The organism is Rhodoferax sp. ZS1R25, from assembly GCF_056521335.1.
Genome location: NZ_JBWMAZ010000001.1, coordinates 1770063 through 1789368, shown reverse-complemented (window position 1 = coordinate 1789368; position 19306 = coordinate 1770063). Strand labels below are relative to the sequence as shown.

20 protein-coding genes are annotated in these 19306 nt (G+C 63.4%); 13 read left to right on the top strand and 7 right to left on the bottom strand.

The features are described from left to right. Positions 1-37 precede the first annotated feature (37 nt). The 4 genes from AC097R_RS08550 (at position 38) to AC097R_RS08535 (ending at position 2951) form a co-directional block, all read left to right on the top strand. Positions 38-745: a methyl-accepting chemotaxis protein gene (locus tag AC097R_RS08550; protein ID WP_479597657.1), complete on the top strand. Its 708-nt coding sequence runs from the start codon at positions 38-40 to the stop codon at positions 743-745. A gap of 51 nt (positions 746-796) precedes the next feature. Next, the gene (locus AC097R_RS08545; RefSeq protein ID WP_479597656.1) at positions 797-2041 is read left to right on the top strand and encodes a BaiN/RdsA family NAD(P)/FAD-dependent oxidoreductase; all 1245 of its coding nucleotides are present in this window, start codon (positions 797-799) and stop codon (positions 2039-2041) included. Between the two features lie 131 nt (positions 2042-2172). After that, on the top strand, positions 2173-2385 hold the full coding sequence (gene rpsU / locus AC097R_RS08540; protein WP_105262375.1) for a 30S ribosomal protein S21: 213 nt from the start codon (positions 2173-2175) through the stop codon (positions 2383-2385). A gap of 119 nt (positions 2386-2504) precedes the next feature. Further along, a complete protein-coding gene (locus AC097R_RS08535) occupies positions 2505-2951 on the top strand; it encodes a GatB/YqeY domain-containing protein (RefSeq protein WP_479597655.1) in 447 nt (148 codons plus the stop codon). Positions 2952-2960: 9 nt separating this feature from the next. On the opposite strand, the gene AC097R_RS08530 is transcribed toward AC097R_RS08535, so the two are convergent. Beyond that, entirely contained in the window at positions 2961-3758 is a 798-nt protein-coding gene (locus tag AC097R_RS08530) for a DUF4399 domain-containing protein (protein ID WP_479597654.1), read from the bottom strand. Between the two features lie 16 nt (positions 3759-3774). Further along, on the bottom strand, positions 3775-5196 hold the full coding sequence (gene pmbA / locus AC097R_RS08525) for a metalloprotease PmbA (protein ID WP_479597653.1): 1422 nt from the start codon (positions 5194-5196) through the stop codon (positions 3775-3777). Positions 5197-5219: 23 nt separating this feature from the next. On the opposite strand from pmbA, the gene yjgA reads away from it, so the two are divergent. Beyond that, positions 5220-5882: a ribosome biogenesis factor YjgA gene (gene yjgA, locus AC097R_RS08520; RefSeq protein WP_479597652.1), complete on the top strand. Its 663-nt coding sequence runs from the start codon at positions 5220-5222 to the stop codon at positions 5880-5882. Then, positions 5879-6478 (top strand): molybdopterin adenylyltransferase, encoded by a 600-nt coding sequence (gene mog, locus AC097R_RS08515; RefSeq protein WP_479597651.1) that lies wholly within the window; start codon positions 5879-5881, stop codon positions 6476-6478. The genes yjgA and mog overlap by 4 nt, the downstream gene beginning before the upstream one ends. 1 nt (position 6479) lies before the next feature. On the opposite strand, the gene AC097R_RS08510 is transcribed toward mog, so the two are convergent. After that, positions 6480-7118: a TetR/AcrR family transcriptional regulator gene (locus AC097R_RS08510; RefSeq protein WP_479597650.1), complete on the bottom strand. Its 639-nt coding sequence runs from the start codon at positions 7116-7118 to the stop codon at positions 6480-6482. Between the two features lie 40 nt (positions 7119-7158). Here AC097R_RS08510 and AC097R_RS08505 point away from each other — a divergent pair, with 40 nt between their 5' ends. After that, positions 7159-8373 (top strand): TCR/Tet family MFS transporter, encoded by a 1215-nt coding sequence (locus AC097R_RS08505; protein ID WP_479598110.1) that lies wholly within the window; start codon positions 7159-7161, stop codon positions 8371-8373. Here the strand turns inward: AC097R_RS08505 and cysE are convergent. Together cysE and AC097R_RS08495 are read right to left on the bottom strand one after the other, a co-directional pair. Then, the gene (cysE, locus tag AC097R_RS08500) at positions 8351-9124 is read right to left on the bottom strand and encodes a serine O-acetyltransferase (RefSeq protein ID WP_479597649.1); all 774 of its coding nucleotides are present in this window, start codon (positions 9122-9124) and stop codon (positions 8351-8353) included. The genes AC097R_RS08505 and cysE overlap by 23 nt on opposite strands. Positions 9125-9134: 10 nt before the next feature. Beyond that, on the bottom strand, positions 9135-10025 hold the full coding sequence (locus AC097R_RS08495; RefSeq protein WP_479597648.1) for an RNA methyltransferase: 891 nt from the start codon (positions 10023-10025) through the stop codon (positions 9135-9137). A 141-nt stretch (positions 10026-10166) separates the two neighbouring features. Here AC097R_RS08495 and AC097R_RS08490 point away from each other — a divergent pair, with 141 nt between their 5' ends. Further along, on the top strand, positions 10167-11069 hold the full coding sequence (locus AC097R_RS08490) for an inositol monophosphatase family protein (protein WP_479597647.1): 903 nt from the start codon (positions 10167-10169) through the stop codon (positions 11067-11069). Here AC097R_RS08490 and AC097R_RS08485 read toward each other — a convergent pair whose 3' ends face one another. Together AC097R_RS08485 and AC097R_RS08480 are read right to left on the bottom strand one after the other, a co-directional pair. Further along, the gene (locus AC097R_RS08485) at positions 11070-14054 is read right to left on the bottom strand and encodes a sensor domain-containing protein (RefSeq protein WP_479597646.1); all 2985 of its coding nucleotides are present in this window, start codon (positions 14052-14054) and stop codon (positions 11070-11072) included. Next, positions 14051-16978, bottom strand: a complete 2928-nt coding sequence (locus AC097R_RS08480; RefSeq protein ID WP_479597645.1) for a sensor domain-containing protein — start codon at positions 16976-16978, stop codon at positions 14051-14053. Before AC097R_RS08480 ends, AC097R_RS08485 begins: the two co-directional genes overlap by 4 nt. 152 nt (positions 16979-17130) lie before the next feature. Here AC097R_RS08480 and AC097R_RS08475 point away from each other — a divergent pair, with 152 nt between their 5' ends. From AC097R_RS08475 to AC097R_RS08455, 5 genes are all read left to right on the top strand, one after another. Further along, entirely contained in the window at positions 17131-17475 is a 345-nt protein-coding gene (locus AC097R_RS08475) for a hypothetical protein (RefSeq protein ID WP_479597644.1), read from the top strand. Positions 17476-17580: 105 nt separating this feature from the next. Beyond that, positions 17581-17862 carry a copper-binding protein gene (locus AC097R_RS08470; RefSeq protein WP_479597643.1) on the top strand — a complete coding sequence of 94 codons (282 nt, stop codon included), beginning with the start codon at positions 17581-17583 and terminating at the stop codon, positions 17860-17862. Next, on the top strand, positions 17859-18512 hold the full coding sequence (locus tag AC097R_RS08465) for a hypothetical protein (RefSeq protein ID WP_479597642.1): 654 nt from the start codon (positions 17859-17861) through the stop codon (positions 18510-18512). The genes AC097R_RS08470 and AC097R_RS08465 overlap by 4 nt, the downstream gene beginning before the upstream one ends. 13 nt (positions 18513-18525) lie before the next feature. Further along, a complete protein-coding gene (locus AC097R_RS08460) occupies positions 18526-18864 on the top strand; it encodes a heavy-metal-associated domain-containing protein (protein WP_479597641.1) in 339 nt (112 codons plus the stop codon). Continuing rightward, on the top strand, positions 18861-19256 hold the full coding sequence (locus tag AC097R_RS08455) for a hypothetical protein (RefSeq protein WP_479597640.1): 396 nt from the start codon (positions 18861-18863) through the stop codon (positions 19254-19256). Before AC097R_RS08460 ends, AC097R_RS08455 begins: the two co-directional genes overlap by 4 nt. Positions 19257-19306: the final 50 nt, after the last annotated feature.

Below are 19306 nucleotides of genomic sequence, written 5' to 3'. Positions count from 1 at the left end.
TTTTTGCTTAAGGAACTCCACGCAAAAGGAGTTCCCCATGATGACCACCAGCCTTGCCCTTTCCTCTGCGTCCACTACGCTTCCTGTCAGCGCCACCCTACCCCGGGCACCCGCTACGGGCCAGATTTCCGACCTGAACCTTGCGGCGCGCCAGCGCATGCTGTCGCAGCGCATGGTCATGCAAACCTTGCTGGCTGCGAATGGCGATGCCCGCCAGCTCACGGCCGCGCACGGCACCTTCCAGCTGTTTTGCGACAGCCATGCACGGCTGCTGGGCACCATCCAAAACTACGATGCCCCCAGTGCACAGCGCTTGCGCACGGTGTACGAAGGCGCCCAAGGCGTGAACGCGACCATCCAGACCTTTATGGACCTAATGCGCACCGCGCTGGAGCACATTGCCAACCAGTCGCGCCGGACCACAGCGGTGCTGGAGAGCATTGTGGATTCCACCGACGGCGTGCTCGAAGCGCTGAATGCTGCCACCACCGCGTTTGACACAGTGACCAAGGCCAAGGCCGATCTGTTGTTCAAGGAGCTCACGGGCATCGTCTCCGACATCCACACCATCGCCCGCGAAGCCAAGGTGGTGAGCTTCAATGCCCAGGTGATGGCCGCACGCGCCGGTCAGCAGGGGCGCGAGTTTGCGGTGGTGGCCAACGTGCTGTCGGGCATCAGCACGGAGATTGACGGGCTGTCGCGCAAGGCCATTGATTTGGCGGATCGGAATCGGCGGCAGGCCTGATTGGTCGCCGGCTGGGTCGCAGCGCGCCAGCCTCTCCCCTACACTGCACCCATGCATAGTTTTGACGTGGTGATCGTGGGTGCCGGGGCTGCCGGCTTGTTTTGCGCCGGGGTGGCGGGCCAGTTGGGCATGAAGGTGCTGGTGGTCGACCACAGCGAGAAGGTGGCCGAAAAAATCCGCATCTCGGGCGGTGGGCGTAGCAATTTCACCAATGTGGACGTCACCGCGGCCAACTTCCTCAGCGAGAACCCGCGCTTCGCCAAATCGGCCCTGTCGCGCTACACGCCGGCCGATTTCATTGGCCTGGTGAAGAAGCACAACATCGCCTTCCACGAAAAACACAAGGGCCAGCTGTTTTGCGACCGCTCGGCCGAAGACCTGATCGCCATGCTGCTGGCCGAATGCGCTGCGGGCAGCGTGGAGCGCTGGCAGCCCTGCAACGTCAAGGCCATACGGTTTTTGGCCTCTAGCCCCCATGGACATTGCGCTAGCAGCTATGAAATTGAGAGCGACCGCGGCGCCATCCACTGCGGCGCGGTGGTCATCGCCACGGGTGGCTTGTCGATTCCCAAGATTGGCGCCACGGATTTTGGCTACCGCGTGGCCAAGCAATTCGATCTGCCCCTCGTCACACCACGCCCTGCCCTGGTGCCACTAACCTTTGACGAAGCCGCCTGGGCCCCGTTTGCCCAACTCTCAGGCCTGTCACTGCCCGTGGACATTGCCACCGGGGCCAAAAAGTCCAGCATGGCGTTTCGCGAAGACCTGCTGTTCACCCACCGCGGGCTCAGCGGCCCCGGCGTGTTGCAAATCTCGAGCTATTGGGCCGAGGGCACACCGATCCGCCTGAACCTGGCGCCGGGCACGGACCTATCGAAACATCTGACCGAGGCCAAAGCCACCTCGCGCAAGCGCATTGCCAACGAGTTGGCGGGCCTGGTGCCCAGCCGCCTGGCCGACACCTGGGTGGAGCAAGGCAAAACCTGGGGCCACGACTGGCAACGCCCGGTCAACGAGGCCAGTGACAAGGCCCTGAACGCCCTGGCCGAGCAGTTGAGCCGCTGGGAACTCACGCCCACCGGCACCGAGGGCTACCGCAAGGCCGAGGTGACCGCGGGCGGCGTGGACACCAAAGTGCTGTCCAGCCAGACCCTGGAAAGCCGCCAACCGGGCCTGTTTTTCATTGGAGAAGTGGTTGATGTGACGGGCTGGCTGGGCGGTTACAACTTCCAATGGGCCTGGGCCAGCGGCTACGCCTGCGCCCATGGCTTGGCAGCGCGCATTAACGCGTTATAATCACGGGCTATTCTGGCAGTCTCCTCATCGGCCAATACTAGTTATAGATGAGGAAATACCGCTGAACGTGGCATGTGGGTCTCGATCTCCCCCCATGACTGGCGACAGCACATTTTGGAATTCATTACGTAATGACAACGATCCGTGTAAAAGAAAACGAGCCCTTTGACGTCGCCCTGCGTCGCTTCAAGCGCACTATTGAAAAATTGGGTTTGCTGACCGACTTGCGCGCCCGCGAGTTCTATGAGAAGCCCACTGCAGAGCGCAAGCGCAAGAAGGCAGCTGCCGTCAAGCGCAACTACAAGCGCATTCGCAGCATGCAGCTCCCCAAGAAACTGTTCTAAGTTTCTGGCCCACGAAGCTGTACGCAGCTTCTGGCCACAAAAAGCTCGCCTGGGGACGCTCCGGCGGGCTTTTTTCATTCTGTAGCCTCACTTTTATTCCACCTTCAGGAAGCACCGCTATGTCACTCAAAGACCAGATCACCGAAGACATGAAGACCGCCATGCGCGCCAAGGACAGCGAGCGGCTGGGCACCATCCGCCTGCTGCTGGCTGCCTGCAAGCAAAAAGAAGTGGACGAGCGTGTGGTGCTGGATGACGCCATGGTGGTGGCCATCGTGGACAAGCTGATCAAGCAGCGCAAGGACTCCATCGCCGCCTTTGTGACCGCTGCCCGCCAAGACCTGGCCGACAAGGAAGAATCCGAAATGAAGGTGCTGCAGGCCTACCTGCCCCAGCGCATGTCGGCTGACGAAGTGCTGGCAGAAGTGAAGGCCATCGTGGCGGAACTGGGCGCTGCGGGCCCCGGTGACATGGGCAAGGTCATGGGCCTGGTGAAAACCCGCCTGGCCGGCAAAGCCGAAATGGGCACCGTGTCTGCAGCCGTCAAAACCGCACTGGCGGGCTAACCTCCTGCGCTAGGGCTGCACCTTGACTGCTGTGGTCACGGCGCTGGCCAGCGCTTGGTTGGGGCTCAGGTTGTCCAGAAACTCCAGCTTGAGCGTGTAGTCCCCCGCGGGTGGGGCCAACCAGGTTTCGGTTTGTCCATCCACAAACTCCATTTCGGCCGCGGTACCGGTTTTGCTGGTCACCGTGAGCTTGAAATGGCCCGTATCTTTCTCCTGCTGGCTGGCGTGCGCCACATTCAGGCCAGACGCATGGAACTGCACGCGGAACGGCACTTTCACCTCCGCGCTGGCCACATGGACCTCCAGGCCCTTCTTCACCAGACTCTTGGGGTCAGTGGCATTCTTCTGGGTGACGGTGATTTTCAAGGGCTTGCTGTAGACAAAGTGCGGCAGGTGCTTGTCATCGGCCAGCAGCATGCGCAGCGTGTAGTTGCCCGGCGCCAGGGTGAGCACGGTCTCCATCTGGCCCTTGCCAAAGTGGATGTACTGGTCGTTAAAGGGCAAAGCGGCCTTGAAGTCCAGTGGCAGGTCACGGTTCACCAGCAGGTGGTGGTGGCCGCTTTTGCCGCCCAGCGGCTTGGCAATCGGCGCCAGACCCCAACCGCCCGACAGGCCGAACTTGAGCACAAACGGGGTCTCGATGCGGTCGCCCGACTTCAGGTTGGTGAAGTAGGCTTCGGCCTCGCCACGCGGCAAGGCGGCCTGCCAGGGGTGCGACACACGTGCAGGCGGAGCCGCTGTCTGGGCCGACACCACAGCGCTGACCACTAGCGCCCCCATGCCCACCATCCACGCAAGAGCACGCATAAGCAACCTCCCTGGTTTAACTACCAGCCACTTTCATTTTATTGATCAGCACTGAACCTACAGTCTTTGCACCGTAATTGTAGGTATCTGCGCCCACCGCCTCAATGCCTTTGAGCATGGCTTTCATGTTGCCGGCAATGGTGATTTCGTGCACCGGGTAGGCAATACGGCCCTTCTCGACCCAGAAGCCACTGGCGCCGCGCGAGTAATCGCCGGTCACGTAGTTCACCCCCTGCCCCATGAGCTCGGTCACCAACAGGCCGGTGCCCAGCTTTTGCAGCATGGCGTCCAGGTCGTCCCCAGCCTTGGTCAGGCGCGAGGTGAAGGTCAGGTTGTGCGAGCCGCCGGAGTTGCCCGTGGTGCGCATGCCCAGCTTGCGGGCCGAATAGCTACTCAGGAAATAACCCTGCACGCGCCCGGCATCCACCACCTTGCGGGCCTGCACGCGCACGCCTTCGTCGTCAAACGGCGAGCTGCCCTTGCCGCGCAGCACGAACGGATCTTCCTGAATATCAATGTGCTTGGGCAACACTTGCTTGCCCAGTGAATCGAGCAAAAAGCTGCTCTTGCGGTACAGCGCACCACCACTCACAGCCTGCACAAAGGCGCCCACCAGCCCGGCGGCCAACGGCGACTCGAACAGCACTGGGCATTCCACCGTGGCAATCTTGCGGGCCTTCAGGCGGCTCAGTGCACGTTCGGCGGCGTAACGGCCCACCGCCTGGGGCGACGCAAGCTCATCGGCCGAGCGCATGGAGCTATACCAGGCGTCGCGCTGCATGTCGTTGCCTTTGCCCGCAATCGGTGACACCGACAGCGAGTGGCGCGAAGAGGCATAGCCACCGCGGAAACCGCGCGTGTGGGCGCTGAAAAAGTGCGATTGCTGGGCCGACACGGCCGCGCCTTCGCTGTTGGTGATGCGCTTGCTCACGCCCAGCGCGGCGGCTTCGCATTCCAGCGCCAATTGGGCGGCCTCTTCGCTGGTCACGGCCCAAGGGAAGAACAGGTCCAAGTTGCGGCTGCGGTCGGCCACGGGCACGATGTCATCGGCATCCGGCAGGCTGGCAAACGGGTCTTCGGCCGTGAAGCGAGCGATGTCGTAGGCCGCGCGCACGGTTTGTTCGATGGCCGCATCCGAAAAATCGGAAGTGCTGGCATTGCCGCGGCGGTTGCCCACGTAGACAGTCACGCCCAGCGATTTGTCGCGGTTGCGTTCCACGTTTTCCAACTCGCCGTTGCGCACAGACACGCTCAAACCACAGCCCTCCGACACTTCGGCACCGGCGTCCGTTGCCCCCAATTTCTTGGCTTGCGCCAGGGCGGTGTCCACGCGCGACTCGAAAAAATCGCGGGTGTAGGCGAAGCCGCTGTCAGCCGGTTTGGCCTTGGGAGTGTGAGATGGGGAGGTGCGCCCAGAGGCGGAGGTGGGTTTCTTCATGGCGACGGCTATGATACTTGGCTATGTCACGCAAACTAAAAAAGGGCTATTACGTCAAGGGTCAGTTCGTCGCCGAAGGCAGCGCACTGGACTTGGAGTACAAGCGCGAACTCAAGGGCACGGATGAGCCCACCCGCACCGACCTCAAAAAGGAAAGCACCGAGCTGCAGAAGCTGGGTGAAGACCTGTTGACGCTGCGCACCGAACTCATCACCAAGTTGGACCTGCCCGACAAACTGGTGGATGGCGTGGCCGAAGCCAAGCGCATCACCAACTTCGAAGGCAAACGCCGCCAGATGCAGTTCATCGGCAAGCTGATGCGCAAGCTGGAGCCGTCCAAATGGGACGAAATCCGCGCCGCACTGGAAGAACAGCACATGCCCTCGGCCAAAGAGACCCTGGTGCTGCACCAGGCCGAACAATGGCGCGACCGCCTGATTGCCGATGACGACGCGCTGGGCCAGTGGCTGACCCTGAGCCCCGCCACCGACAGCCAGAACCTGCGCGCCCTGGTGCGCCAGGCCCGCAAGGACGCCAAGCCCGAGAAACCCGGCGAAGCCCTGCGCCACGGCCGCTCCTACCGGGATATTTTTCAGCTGGTGCGCGAAGCCCTGCTGGCCCACCAGGAAGGGCCCGGCTCTGACGACGCCGACGATGGGGCCGACTACGACGGAGACGAGGCGTGAGCGTGTCGGAGTTTGAGCAGGTCCGAATCGGCATTGTTTCCATCAGCGACCGCGCTTCCAGTGGCGTCTACGAAGACAAAGGCCTGCCCGCCCTGCAAGACTGGCTAAGCCGTGCGCTGCACAATCCCATCCAGTTCGAAGCGCGGCTGATTGCCGACGAGCAAAAAACCATTGAAGACACGCTGATTGCGCTGGTGGATGCGAAATGTGCGCTGGTGCTGACCACCGGTGGCACCGGCCCTGCCCTGCGCGATGTAACACCCGAGGCCACACTGGCCGTGGCCGACAAGGAAATGCCGGGGTTTGGTGAGCAGATGCGCGCCATCAGCCTGCACTTTGTGCCTACCGCCATCCTCTCGCGCCAGGTGGCGGTGATCCGCAAGCAAACCCTGATCATCAACCTGCCAGGCCAGCCTAAGGCCATTGCGGAAACGCTGGAAGGTCTCAAGGATGCTGACGGCCAGCACATCGTGCCCGGCATCTTTGCCGCCGTGCCCTATTGCGTGGACCTGATTGGCGGGCCCTACCTGGAAACCGTGGACACAGTGTGCAAGGGCTTCCGGCCCAAGAGCGCCGTGCGCCCCGTGCGCAGCTGAGTCAGACGTAGGGCGTGCCGGCCAAGGCGGCCTGCAGGCCCTTGGTGCTTTTGTCCACCACCGCCAGGAACGCCGCCTGCGCCTGCTGGGTATCGCCACTCTGCCGGAACGTGCGGTGTGCCTGGATAAAAGCTACGGTCCAGCCCGCCAACAGCAGATCCGCCGCCAACTCGGCATCCACATCGTCCACCGTGCGCCCTGCGCAGTCAGACAACTCCACCGCTACCAACTGTGCGAACTCGTCACGGATCTGCCGGGCACGGGCTTTGAGGCTTTCGCTGCCCTCGATGGTGTTGATAAAGCCCTGGCTCCTGGCTGAAAACTCTACGGCCGGGCTCTGTTCGGCCACCAGCCGGTGCGCGAGCAGGCGCAAAGACTCGACCGGTGCGATGCCTGGGTCACGTTGACGCAGGGCCTTGCGCAACAGATCCCGGCCTTCCTCGTCGCGGTCGAAGAACATGTCCTCCTTGCGCGGGAAGTGGTTGAACACCGTCATGCGCCCCACATCCGCGGCTTCAGCGATCTCGTCCACCGTCACCTTGTCAAAACCGCGCTCCATGAACAGGCGCGTGGCGACGTTGGAGATTTCCAGGCGCGTGGCCAGGCGCTTGCGGGATCGGCGGTCGGGTGGGATTGACATGCAGTTATTGTATCGAGTACATTATTTGTACTGAGTACAAATTAAAACTAAGTATATTAATAAACCTCTGCTCATTGTCTTTGCCACCATTGTTTTGGACACCGTGGGCCTCGGCCTGATTTTTCCCATCCTGCCTGCGCTGCTGCAGGAGGTCACGCACGCGGACAACCTGGCGCCCACCGTCGGCATCATGATGGCGCTGTATGCGGTCATGCAGTTTGTCTTCGCACCGGTGCTGGGAGCGCTGAGCGACCGGGTGGGCCGGCGCCCCGTGCTGCTGATCTCCATCGCGGGTGCGGCCATCAACTACCTATTTCTGGCTTTTGCGCCCAACCTCTGGATGCTGCTCTTGGGCCGCGCCATTGCCGGACTGACCAGCGCCAATGCCTCGGTGGCGACCGCCTACATCACCGACATCTCCCCCGAGGACCAGCGCGCGCACCGCTTTGGCCTGTTGAACGCCATGTTCGGAATGGGCTTCATCATCGGCCCCGTGCTGGGCGGTGCGCTGGGTGACCATGGGGTGCGGCTGCCCTTCATGGCGGCCGCTGCACTCAACGCCGGCAACCTTCTGCTGGCGTTCTTCATGCTGCCAGAGTCGCGCGTACCCAGCCGGGAGAAGCTGAACCTCACCCTACTGAACCCCTTGCGACCGCTGCGCCGGGTGTTCTCGCAAAAACATCTGCTGCCCATCGCCTCCATCTTCTTCAGCTTCAGCGCCGCCGGCGAGGTCTATGGCACCTGCTGGGCGCTCTGGGGCAGTGACACCTTCCAGTGGAACGGACTGTGGATCGGCCTGTCGCTAGGTGCCTTTGGCATCTGCCAGACGCTGGCCCAGGCATTCCTTCCCGGCCCTGCCGTGCGGCTGCTGGGCGAGCGTTCTACGATTCTGATGGGCATTGCCGCCGCAAGCATCGCCCTGGTGGCCATGGCCTTCGCCACGCAGAGCTGGATGATCTACGCCATCCTGCCGCTCACCGCGCTGGGGGGGATTGGCGCACCGGCGCTGCAGTCTTTGGCCACCCGGCAGGTGGGCGAGAGCCAGCAGGGCGAATTCCAGGGTGTGCTCGCATCGGCCGTTAGCCTGGCCTCCATTGCCTGCCCGCTGGCGTTCTCCAGCGTCTATTTCGCGGTGCAGACGCACTGGCCCGGCGCCGTCTGGTTATCGGCCCTGGTTTTTTACGCCATCGTGCTGCCGTTTGTGCTCGGCTTGCGCTTCGACAAGCCTGCCGCTACTTGCCAATCAGCTGGTTGAGCTTCTCGGCCTCAAAACACTCTTTGCGTGAGGCATCGCTGGGCACGCAGTCGCCCACGGCGCCGCGGGCCGACAGTTGTTCGATGGCCTTCCACAGCAGTGCAATCTGGTGGTCCTGGCTGGAGGCACTGTCCACCAGCCCGCGTAGGGCCTGGCTCACGGGGTCGTCTTCCTGGGTGATGCCGTAGGCGGTGAACTTGCGGTCGGCCGTGGTCACATCGGCACTCACCCCGGCCTTGCTGGGCAGAATGCGGGCCGGAATGCCCACCGCCGTGGCGCCTGCGGGTACGGGTTTGACGACCACGGCATTACTGCCGATCTTGGCGCCATCGCCCACCTCAAAGCCGCCCAACACCTTGGCGCCGGCGCTCACCACCACATCCTTGCCCAGCGTAGGGTGGCGTTTAGAGCCTTTGTACAGGCTGGTGCCGCCCAGGGTCACACCTTGGTAAATCGTGCAGCCGTCGCCAATCTCAGCAGTCTCGCCCACCACGGTGCCCATGGCGTGGTCAAAAAAGACGCGTGCGCCCAACTTGGCGCCAGGGTGGATCTCGATGCCGGTGAAAAACCGCGACAGGTGCGACACAAAGCGCCCCAACCATTTGAAACCATGGTTCCACAGCCAGTGGGCCACGCGGTGTAACACCACCGCATGCAGGCCCGGATAACAGGTGATGACCTCCCAGGTGCTGCGGGCAGCCGGGTCGCGGTCAAGAATGCACTGGATATCGGAGCGGATGCGTGAAAACATGCGAAAGAGTCTACCCGTTCAAGCTCGATTTGCCGTCTATCGCCACCAATCCCCCACCCACAGCCGGTGCTTGCGCACCGCGCTGCAGAATGGCCTTGGCAATGCCGCGCAGGATGTGGATTTCCTCCTGGGTGACCTGGGCGCGGTTGAACAGCGCATTCAGGCGTGGCATAAGCTTCTTGGGCGCGGCGGGGTCTAGAAAACCTAGCGCTACCAGCGATTGCTCCAGGTGCGCGAGCATGCCGCTGACCTGCGCCGCGTCGGCCAGCTGTGGCCCCCACGCTCCACCGCTACGCGGGTCGCTGCCCCCCGAGGGGGCTAATTCTCCTTGGGGCGGCCCGGCGGAGAATTGCTGATTGAAGCCGCCCAGCGCCAGGCGCCACTCATAGGCAATCACCTGCAGCGCCGCGCCAATATTGAGCGAACCAAACTGCGGGTTGCTGGGAATGGAGAGGCACACATGGCAGCGGTAGACGTCTTCGTTGCGCATGCCAAAGCGCTCCGAGCCAAACAAAAAACCTACACCGGACTGGGCCGCACTGGATGCCAAATCACCCTCCAGCCCCCGTGTTTCCTGCGTGAGCAGCTCCCCTTTTGATAGCGCGGCGAAGTGCTCGCGCGGCGTGGTGGTCGGTGGACCAAAGTCACGCGGCGTCATCGCCGTGGCGCACAGGTGGCTGATGCCGTCCAGCGCCTCGTCCAGCGTGTCCACGATGCGGCATTTGTCCAGCACGTCCAGCGCCCCACTGGCGCGCTGGATGGTTTCTTCGCGGCGCAGCACATTGGCCCAGCGCGGCGCCACCAGCACCAGGTCGTCAAAACCCATGGTTTTCATGGCGCGGGCGGCGGCGCCCACATTGCCAGCATGGCTGGTATTGATCAGGATGAAGCGGGTTTGCATGCGAAAAATGGGGACAAAAAGGGCTGGTTGAGGGCGATATGCGCTCGCTAGGGTGCGCAACCAAGGCCCTGCCGTTAAAATACAGCTATTGTCGCCGCCTGCATCGCCAGCCGGTCCTCCCAGTTCTTCCCCCAACAATCTATGACGCTCAATCTGCACCCCATGGTCAATGTGGCCATCAAGGCCGCCCGCACTGCCGGTTCCATCATCAACCGCGCTGCGCTGGACATCGAATCCGTACGCGTTTCGCAAAAAAAGGCCAACGACTTCGTCACCGAAGTGGACCATGCTGCAGAGCAAGCGATCATTGAAACCCTGCTGACGGCCTACCCCGGCCACGGCATCCTGGCCGAAGAATCGGGCAGCGAGCACGGCGCCAAAGACTCCGAATTCGTCTGGATCATCGATCCCCTGGACGGCACCACCAACTTCATCCACGGCCTGCCCGTGTACTGCGTGAGCATCGCACTGGCCGTCAAAGGCAAGATCGAGCAAGCCGTGGTGTACGACCCCAGCCGCAACGACCTGTTCACCGCCACCAAGGGCCGCGGCGCCTACCTGAACGACCGCCGCATCCGCGTCTCCAAGCGCACCCAGCTCAACGAGTCGCTGATTTCCACCGGCTTCCCTTTCCGCCAAGGCGACAACTTCAACCAGTACCTGCAGATGATGGGCGACGTGATGCAACGCACCGCGGGCCTGCGCCGCCCCGGCTCTGCCGCGCTGGACCTGGCCTATGTGGCCGCGGGTTACACCGAAGGCTTTTTTGAGCTGGGCCTGCAGCCCTGGGATGTGGCAGCAGGTTCGCTGCTGGTGACCGAAGCCGGTGGCTTGGTGGGCAACTTCACGGGCGAAGCCGATTTTCTGGAGCAGCACGAAATTTTGGCCGGCAGCCCCCGCATCTACGGCCAGATGGTCACCCTGCTGGGCAAGTACAGCAAGTTCGCCCCCGCTGGTGAAAAGGCTGCGCTGCGCCAGGCGGCCATTGCCGCCACCGAAGCACAGGCCACCAGCGACAGCGCGGTCGACGACGCACCGCTGTAATCAGATCACCCAGACCGGCGCCTCGCCTTTGCTGGGCTGGTCCGGCAGGGACAACTCTTCCACAGGGCAGGGGCGGCCAAACAGGTAGCCCTGGAACAGGGTGCAGCCGTTTTGCAGCAAAAAGTCCCGCTGCCCTTCGGTCTCCACACCCTCGGCCACCACCCCAAACGCCAGACTCTTGCCCAGCGCCAGCACGGTGCGGGCGATGGCGGCGTCGTTGGGGTCGGTCAGCACATCGCGCACAAACGACTGGTCGATCTTGAGCTGCTGCAGCGGCAGCAGCTTCAGGTAGGACAGCGACGAGTAGCCCGTGCCAAAGTCGTCCAGCGAAAAGCCCACCCCCACCTTCTGCAGCTCGGTCATTTTCAGAATCGCGTCCTGCGTGTCGCTGAGCAACAGACTCTCGGTCAGCTCCAGCTTCAGGCGCTGCGGGTTCGCACCGGTCTTGCGCAGCAGCGCCTGCACCTGCGGGGCAAATTCGGGATGGCGGAACTGGCGAGCGCTGACGTTGACCGCCATGGACAGCATGGCCGTGGCAGGACTCTCGGCCCACTGCGCGAGCTGGCGGCAGGCCACTTCCAGCACCCACTGGCCCAGGGGGATGATGAGCCCGGTCTGCTCTGCCACGGGGATGAAGTCCATGGGCGGCACCAGACCACGTTGCGGGTGGCGCCAGCGCACCAAGGCCTCGACGCCCACCGTGCGCCGCTCTGCATCCACCACGCGTTGGTAGTACACCACCAGCTCGTGGCGCTGCAGGCCGTGGCGCAGGTCTTGTTCCAGCGCGGTGCGTTCTGCCACCAGGGCCTGCATGGCAGGGTCGAAAAAGCGCAGCGTGTTGCGCCCCGCGGCCTTGGCCTCGTACATGGCCAGGTCCGCCTGCTTGAGCAACTCGTCCACCGTCTGGCGCTGTTGCCCAAACACCGTGACGCCAATGCTCGGTGTGCTGTGGTGCTCCACCGTGCCCAGCATGTACATCTGGTTCAGGCTGGCGATCACCTTCTTGCCCACCAGCTCCACCTGCGCAATGGCGCGGTCAGGGTCATGCTCCAGGTTGTGCAGCATGATCACAAACTCATCGCCACCCAGGCGGGCCACGGTGTCGGCCTGGCGCACGCAGGCCACCAGGCGCTGCGCCACCTGCTGCAGCAGCATGTCACCCACATCGTGACCGCGGGTGTCGTTCAGGTCCTTGAAGTTATCCAGGTCAATGAACAGCAAGGCGCCCACGGCCCGGTCCCGCCCGGCCACGACCAGCGCCAGCTGCAGCCGGTCAATCAGCAGGCGGCGGTTCGGCAAACCCGTGAGCACGTCAAAAAATGCCAAGCGCTCGATCTTCTCCTCGGCCAACTTGCGCCCGGTGATGTCACGCCCCACACCGCGGTAGCCCTGGAAATGGCCCTCGGCATCGAACATCGGGGCACCGCTGGTAGAAATCCAATAGATGTTGCCCTCGTCATTGGTGTCACGCAGCTCCAGCTCGCGGAACTCGGCATGCGATTGCAGTACCTCGCGGTGGGCCTTCCAGTCGGCTTCGGTCATGTTAAGCGCGCCGATTTCCCAACGTGTCTTGCCCAGGTGGCCCGCACCCGTCTGGCTGGACTGCGTGGAAGGCGCACCGTCAAAACGCACAAAGCGGAACGCGGCGTCTTGCTCCCAATACCAGTCGGACGAGAGTTCTGTGAGCGAGCGAAACCGTGCCTCGCTCTCCAAGAGCGTGGCCTGCGAGGCCTTGTGGTCGCTGAGGTCGGTGACCGAGCCATAGGCCACATGGTGGCCCGAGGACTCCGGCAGCGTCACAGCCTTGCCAAACAGCGAGCGCACCGTGCCGTCGGGCAAGCGAATACGAAACTCGTGGGCCCAAGTGGTCCCGCTCAGCACGCTCTCGTTCATGGAGTCGAGGGTGTGCTGCAGGTCCTCGGGATGGATGCAACGGAACAGGCTATTGGGGTTCTCACGCACCTGCTCTGCCGTCACCCCAAAGATGGAAAAACAGGCATCGCTGACAAAGCTGAACTCGCCATAGTGCTGCGAGTAGCGCACGAACTGGAACACCATCTCGGGCAGGCGGCTGGTCAGGCGCTGGATCAGGTCCAGTCGTTCCTCCAGGGCGCGCTTGGCATGGGCCTCTTCGGTAAAGTCCTGCACCACCCCAAAGTCCACAAACGAGCCATCGCTGCGGTGGTGGCGGCGCATGCGGGTGCGCAGCCAGCGTTGGTCGTCCCCCTCGTTGATCCAGCGGTAAGCGAGCTCGGTGCCATCCATGCGGGCACGCGCGTCCAAAAAGGCAGCCCGGTCCTCGGGGTGGATGTGGGCACGCGCCTCCTCAAATGACATGCGGTCTTGCGCCGGCGTGTGGGAGAGCGCGTACAGCCCCTTGGACCACACGGGCAACTGCCCCTGGGTCACCGTCCAGTGGCCTACATGGGCTAGGTCTTCGGTCAGTTCAAACAACTCCAACTGGCCACGCAAATCCTCGTTGGCCAGCTGCAGGGCGCGCTCGCCCGCCGCCACAGCCTCCTCGGCCTCGCGCTGCAAGGTGATGTCGGTGAGGTACACCACGGCGTGCGGTTCCCCAGCAATGTCGATGCGGGTGCCGTTCATCAGGAACAGCACTTTGCGCCCGTCTTTGGTGGTGAAGGGCACTTCTTGCCGGGGCTGGCTTTGCGCCGGTGTGAGCTGCGAAAACGCCGCGTCGCGGGCTTCCTTGCTGGGCCAGAAGCCCAGCTCCAGCGTGGTACGGCCTACCGCATCCTGCCAGGAGTAACCAGTGACCTGCTCCCAGTGACGATTCACATCCACAAAACAACCGTCACTGAGGCGATTGACGGAAATGGCTGCCGGGCTGCGCACAAACAGCGCGTCCAGCATGTCGTACTGGCGCCGCGCTGCGGACTCGGCCGCGCCCAAGGCCGAACGCAGGCGTGCCAGCTCGGCCTGCAAGACCTCTGGGGTTTCGGGATTCACGGGCTGCTCTGCACTCATGGGCTGGGCAACTGCAACAGTTCCACTGGCACCGGGCGTCCGAAGAAATAACCTTGGAACGCCTTGCAACCATTGCGCAGCAAAAAGTCGCGCTGACCTGCGGTCTCCACCCCCTCCGCCACCACACCCAGGTCCAGGCTTTGCGCCAGATTCAGGATGGTGCGGGCGATGGCCGCATCGTTGGGGTCGGTCAGCACATCGCGCACAAAGGACTGGTCGATCTTGAGCTGGTCCAGCGGCAGGCGCTTGAGGTAGGCCAGGGAAGAATAACCCGTGCCAAAGTCATCCAGCGAAAAGCCCACGCCAATGGATCGCAGCTCACTCATTTTTTCAATCACCTCGTCAAACTCCGACAACAGCAGGCTCTCGGTCAGTTCCAGCTTCAAGCGATAGGGGTTGGCACCGGTCAGGCGCAACAGGTTCAGGATGTGGTTGGAGAAATCGGGGTGCTTGAACTGGCGCGCGCTCACATTCACGGCCATAGTCAACTTCTGCGTGTGGGGCTTGGCGCTCCAGGCCACCAGCTGCGCGCAGGCGGCTTCCAGCACCCACTGGCCCAACGGCAGGATCAACCCGGTCTGCTCGGCAATCGGAATGAATTCGCCCGGCGACACGATGCCGCGCTGGGGATGCTTCCAGCGCAGCAGCGCCTCCACACCCGTAGGCACACCTTCTGTGTCCACCACGCACTGGTAGTACAGCATGAACTCGTCGCGCAGCATGCCCTGGCGCAGGTCGGCCTCCAGGGCCGCACGGGCTGTGGCGGCAGCCTGCATCTCGGGGTCAAAAAACCGCAACGTGTTGCGGCCGGCGCTCTTGGCCTGGTACATGGCCAGATCGGCGCGCTTGAGCAGCTCGTCCACGCTGTGCAGGTGCTGGTAAAACAGCGTGACGCCGATGCTGGGCGAGCTATGCAGGTTGTGGCTGGCCAGCGCGAACTGCTGGTTCAGCGTCTGCAAAATCTTCTTGGCCACGGTTTCGGCCTGGGCGGCGGCCTCGGCCGGGTCCATGCCCAGCTCCTCGAGCATGACCACAAACTCATCGCCACCCAGCCGCGCCACCGTGTCCACGGTGCGCACGCACTCTTGCAGCCGCTGCGCCACCTGTTGCAGCAGCAAGTCACCCATGTGATGGCCCAGGGTGTCGTTGAGGATCTTGAAGTTGTCCAGGTCAATGAACAGCAAGGCCCCGTGGTGGCAGTTGCGCACGCTGGCGGCCACGGCGTGGTTTAGCCGGTCGATCAGCAGGCGGCGGTTGGGCAGGCCGGTCAGCGCATCATAAAAAGCCAGGCGCTCAATGTCGGCCTCGGCCTGTTTGCGGGCAGAGATATCACGCCCGGTGCCACGGTAGCCGGTGAACACCCCGTGGATATCAAACACCGGTTCACCACTGATGGACGCCCACATATAGGTGCCATCAGAACGGATGCGTTGCATTTCAAAGTCGTGAAACGTTTCATGGGCCAACAACTGCGCCTTGTGCACCTCCCACTGCGCCTCGGTCACCCCCAGCGCGCCCGAATCCCAGCGCGTGCGGCCCATGGCGTCTGCGGGTGCCAGGTAGCTGTCCGTTTGGCCATCGCCGTCCACCCGCACAAAGCGAAATTCGGCGTCTTGCTCCCAGTACCAGTCGGACGACAGGGCGGAAAGGTTGCGAAAGCGTTCCTCGCTGAGCTGGAGCCGGGCCAGCGCTTCCTTTTGCGAGGTGATGTCGGTGATGGAGCCGCAAAACAGCACGGAACCATCGGCCTGCACTTCGGGCAGGGAATAGCCCAGCACCCAGCGCTCTTTGCCATCCACCGGGCGGGTGCGAAACTCGCAGCGCCAGGGCGACGCCGCCTTGGTAGCCTCCCAGGTGGACTTGCTCACCATGGGCGCATCGTCCGGGTGCACCTGCCGCATGATGGCAGCGGGGTCGTTGCGTGCCTCTTCGGGCGTCAGACCAAACACCTGCTGCACCGCCGCACTGACAAACGGGAAGTTGAAGCGGCCGTCGGGCCACATCTGGAATTCGTACACCATACCCGGCGCGCGGCTGGTGATCTTCTGAATAAAGGCCAGCTGGTTCTCCAGCTCCTGGCGGGCCTGGCGCTCGGTGGTGAACTCCTGCACGATGCCAAAGTCGGCCCGCACCTGGCCACCTTCCACCTGTCGGTGCATGCGCGAGCGCAGCCACACCACGCTGCTGTCGCTGCGCAGCAAGCGGTACTCCACCGTCTGGCCGTCCATGCGCTCCCGGGCCTGCAGCACGCGCTCACGGTCTTCTTCCACCACGTTCGCCAGGAGGCGTTCTTTGGGTACCAGAGCGCGCCCAGGCTCCTGCACGATCTCGCCGTAGCCACGCGACAGGTGCACCATGGAGTCGCCCGGGTAAATCACCCAATGGCCGACCTTGGCCACCGATTCGGTGACCTCGTACAGCTTGACCTGCCGGTTGAGTTTTTCGTTGGCCTGCTCCAGCGCCTGCTCCCCCGCTCGCAGGGCCTCGTGGGCCAGGCGCTCAGCGGTCACGTCGCGCAGGTAGATCAGGATGTACTGCTCGTCCTGCTCCTGCATCAGCACAGCATTCATGCGCACCACCCGCGGGTTGCGGTCCTTCATCACCAGTGTGACATCGCAGTCCACCACGCGCCCCCCGGTCAGCAAGGGTGCAAACACGCGCATGCGCTCTTCAGGGTCCAGCCAGTGGCCCATTTCCACCGCGGTACGGCCCAGCGCCTCGGCGCGGGAGTAGCCGGTCAGGCTCAGCCACTCGGTGTTCACTTCCATGAGCACGCCATCGCGCGCGCGGGTCAGCGCAATGGCTTCAGGGCTGCATTCAAAAACAGTTTGGAACACCGACCCCGACAGCCCAGCCGCTGCAAAGCCACCACCCACCCACGGAGCGGGAGAAGCGGGAGGCACGGGGTCCGGTGGGGTCTGCACAGCGGTGGGGCGGGGCCTGTAGAGGTGATTCCCAATGATAGGGCCTGAAATCTGGGCACGCCATCCAAACACCCCCTGATTTACCCGCTGGTGCGGGCCGGAAATTCGGCCTGCGCCCAGCCCAAAAACAATGGCTGCACTATCATCCCGGCGTGCGCCACCTCTTCATACTGCTGCTGATTGCCTTGCTGCCCCTGCGCGGATGGAGTGCGGAGCACATGGCCGTGCAAATGGCCACCAGCCAACTGGCGGCGTCTGCCATGCCGGCCGATTGCCCCATGCTGGTCCAGGCCGCAACAAGCGACACCAGCCAACCGCAAGGGCATGGCAAAAGCCTGACCCACTGCCAGTCTTGCCAGCTGTGCATGACACTGGCTGCGCTGCCTTCGATGTCGGTGCCCGCGGTGGCACCCCGGCCGCTAGCCCCCGTGGCCCACCAGGCCGATCGCTTTGCCAGCGCAGACCTGCTGCGCGCTGCCAAGCCCCCCATTTCCTGATCCGACAGCCCCTCCACGTCCGCACGGTCCCCGTGCGGGTTCATTGTTGGGGGCCTGGCGTGCCCATGACTGCGCACACACACGGCCCCGCTGTTTGGAAACACCATGAAATATGGAATATGGATGGCCGCGCTGGTCTGCGCGGTACCGGCCTTTGCCGCACCTGACTGGACGCGTGCGCACATCGTCCAGCTGGACCCTGAAAAATCTCGCGTTACCCTGCAACACCAGCGCATCCGAAGCATCCGCATGGACGCGATGACGATGCCGTTCAAGGTCGATACGGGCGTGGCCCTGACCGCCTTCAAGGTGGGTGACCGGGTGCGCTTCACCGTGGTGGAGCGCGACGACCACCTGGTGGTCGATGCGATGGAGCCTGTGCGATGACAGCCCGCCTTGCACAGCGCATCACCCTTGCACTGGGGAGCGCCTTGCTGGCCTTGCCGGCCTGGTGCGGCCCCATGGGCTTCAAGGACAGCTGGATGGCCATGGGCGACTTTGCACCGAACTGGAAGGAAGCCTTCGTCAACTACGCGCTGACGCCACGCGACGCACTGGGCCTGAGCACCCTGGCCATGCGCTCGGACGATGAGGGCCGCACCCGGCAGCTCCACGAGGTCACCTACACGCGCCTGCTGAGCCGCTGGAACCTGCCCGAGGCCCAGGCCAATGTCTGGCTCCTGGGCGGTGCGGGCAACCTCACGGGCAATGACTTCAGCGGCGCCAAGGCCGTGGTGACACCGGGCCTTCAGGTGGACTACGAGACCACGCGGGTGTATGCCTCAGCGCTGATCAGGTTGTACCGCGCCGACGGCATCAACCATGACTTCGCATCGGCACGCCTCGGGTTCTCCTTCTACGAGGTGGACTACGACCAGACCCAGCCCTGGCTGATCGTGGAGGCGCGGCGCATGAACGGCCTGTCGGACGCCACCGAGGTCACGCCCATGCTGCGCCTCATCCACAACCGGTATTTCGTAGAACTGGGGGTCAGCAATGCCTCCCAGGTCCGCGCCAACTTCATGTACATCTTTTGATTCGGAGCACCCCATGAAAAAAATCACTTTCTCCCTCACCCTGGCTGCGGCCTTGGCCTTGACCGCCCTCCCCAGCTTCGCCGCCACCAGCGTGAAGGTCACCGTCAACGGCATGGTCTGCGCGTTTTGCGCGCAGGGCATTGAAAAGCGCATCTCCAAAATGGGCGCCACCAAGGAGGTATTTGTTGACCTCAAGAAGAAGACCGTGGCCATCGAGGCCAAAGAGGGCCAGCTCCTGGATGAAAAAGCCATCACCGCGGAAATCGTGGATGCGGGCTACGACGTGGTCAAGCTGGAAACCGTGTCGCAGTCGGTGGCCGAGATCCGGGCCGAACTGAAGGGGCGCAAATGAGTGCCGACGGCGTGGTCGAATCCCGCAGCGGCCTGTGGACCTCGGTAGCCAGCCTGTTTGCCAGCTCCAGCACCCTGGTGTGCTGCGCGCTGCCGGCCCTGCTGGTGGCGCTCGGCGCAGGGGCCGCACTGTCGTCGCTGATTGCGGTGTTTCCGCAGCTGGTGTGGCTCAGTGAGCACAAGGAGGGCCTGTTTGCCTTTGCCGGCCTGATGCTGCTGGCCAGTGGCGTGCTGCAATGGCGCAACCGCCATGCGCCGTGCCCCACCGACCCGGCCTTGCGCAACGCCTGCCTGAAAACGCGCAAAACGGCGGGGTTGGTGTACGGCGTCAGCGTGCTGCTGTACCTGGTGGGCGGCTGGTTTGCCTTTGTACAGCCCTGGCTCGGGGAGTAGCGGCAGCGGGTCGGCAGCCCTGGAGGGCGGGGCTGATGTTGATAGACTTC

What these genes read in the sequence shown, in the direction of transcription:
- AC097R_RS08550 (WP_479597657.1), top strand. Translation starts at nt 38, where the DNA reads ATGATGACCACCAGCCTTGCCCTTTCCTCTGCGTCCACTACGCTTCCT.
- AC097R_RS08545 (WP_479597656.1), top strand. Translation starts at nt 797, where the DNA reads ATGCATAGTTTTGACGTGGTGATCGTGGGTGCCGGGGCTGCCGGCTTG.
- rpsU (WP_105262375.1), top strand. Translation starts at nt 2,173, where the DNA reads ATGACAACGATCCGTGTAAAAGAAAACGAGCCCTTTGACGTCGCCCTG.
- AC097R_RS08535 (WP_479597655.1), top strand. Translation starts at nt 2,505, where the DNA reads ATGTCACTCAAAGACCAGATCACCGAAGACATGAAGACCGCCATGCGC.
- AC097R_RS08530 (WP_479597654.1), bottom strand. Translation starts at nt 3,758, where the DNA reads ATGCGTGCTCTTGCGTGGATGGTGGGCATGGGGGCGCTAGTGGTCAGC.
- pmbA (WP_479597653.1), bottom strand. Translation starts at nt 5,196, where the DNA reads ATGAAGAAACCCACCTCCGCCTCTGGGCGCACCTCCCCATCTCACACT.
- yjgA (WP_479597652.1), top strand. Translation starts at nt 5,220, where the DNA reads ATGTCACGCAAACTAAAAAAGGGCTATTACGTCAAGGGTCAGTTCGTC.
- AC097R_RS08510 (WP_479597650.1), bottom strand. Translation starts at nt 7,118, where the DNA reads ATGTCAATCCCACCCGACCGCCGATCCCGCAAGCGCCTGGCCACGCGC.
- cysE (WP_479597649.1), bottom strand. Translation starts at nt 9,124, where the DNA reads ATGTTTTCACGCATCCGCTCCGATATCCAGTGCATTCTTGACCGCGAC.
- AC097R_RS08495 (WP_479597648.1), bottom strand. Translation starts at nt 10,025, where the DNA reads ATGCAAACCCGCTTCATCCTGATCAATACCAGCCATGCTGGCAATGTG.
- AC097R_RS08490 (WP_479597647.1), top strand. Translation starts at nt 10,167, where the DNA reads ATGACGCTCAATCTGCACCCCATGGTCAATGTGGCCATCAAGGCCGCC.
- AC097R_RS08485 (WP_479597646.1), bottom strand. Translation starts at nt 14,054, where the DNA reads ATGAGTGCAGAGCAGCCCGTGAATCCCGAAACCCCAGAGGTCTTGCAG.
- AC097R_RS08470 (WP_479597643.1), top strand. Translation starts at nt 17,581, where the DNA reads ATGAAATATGGAATATGGATGGCCGCGCTGGTCTGCGCGGTACCGGCC.
- AC097R_RS08465 (WP_479597642.1), top strand. Translation starts at nt 17,859, where the DNA reads ATGACAGCCCGCCTTGCACAGCGCATCACCCTTGCACTGGGGAGCGCC.
- AC097R_RS08460 (WP_479597641.1), top strand. Translation starts at nt 18,526, where the DNA reads ATGAAAAAAATCACTTTCTCCCTCACCCTGGCTGCGGCCTTGGCCTTG.
- AC097R_RS08455 (WP_479597640.1), top strand. Translation starts at nt 18,861, where the DNA reads ATGAGTGCCGACGGCGTGGTCGAATCCCGCAGCGGCCTGTGGACCTCG.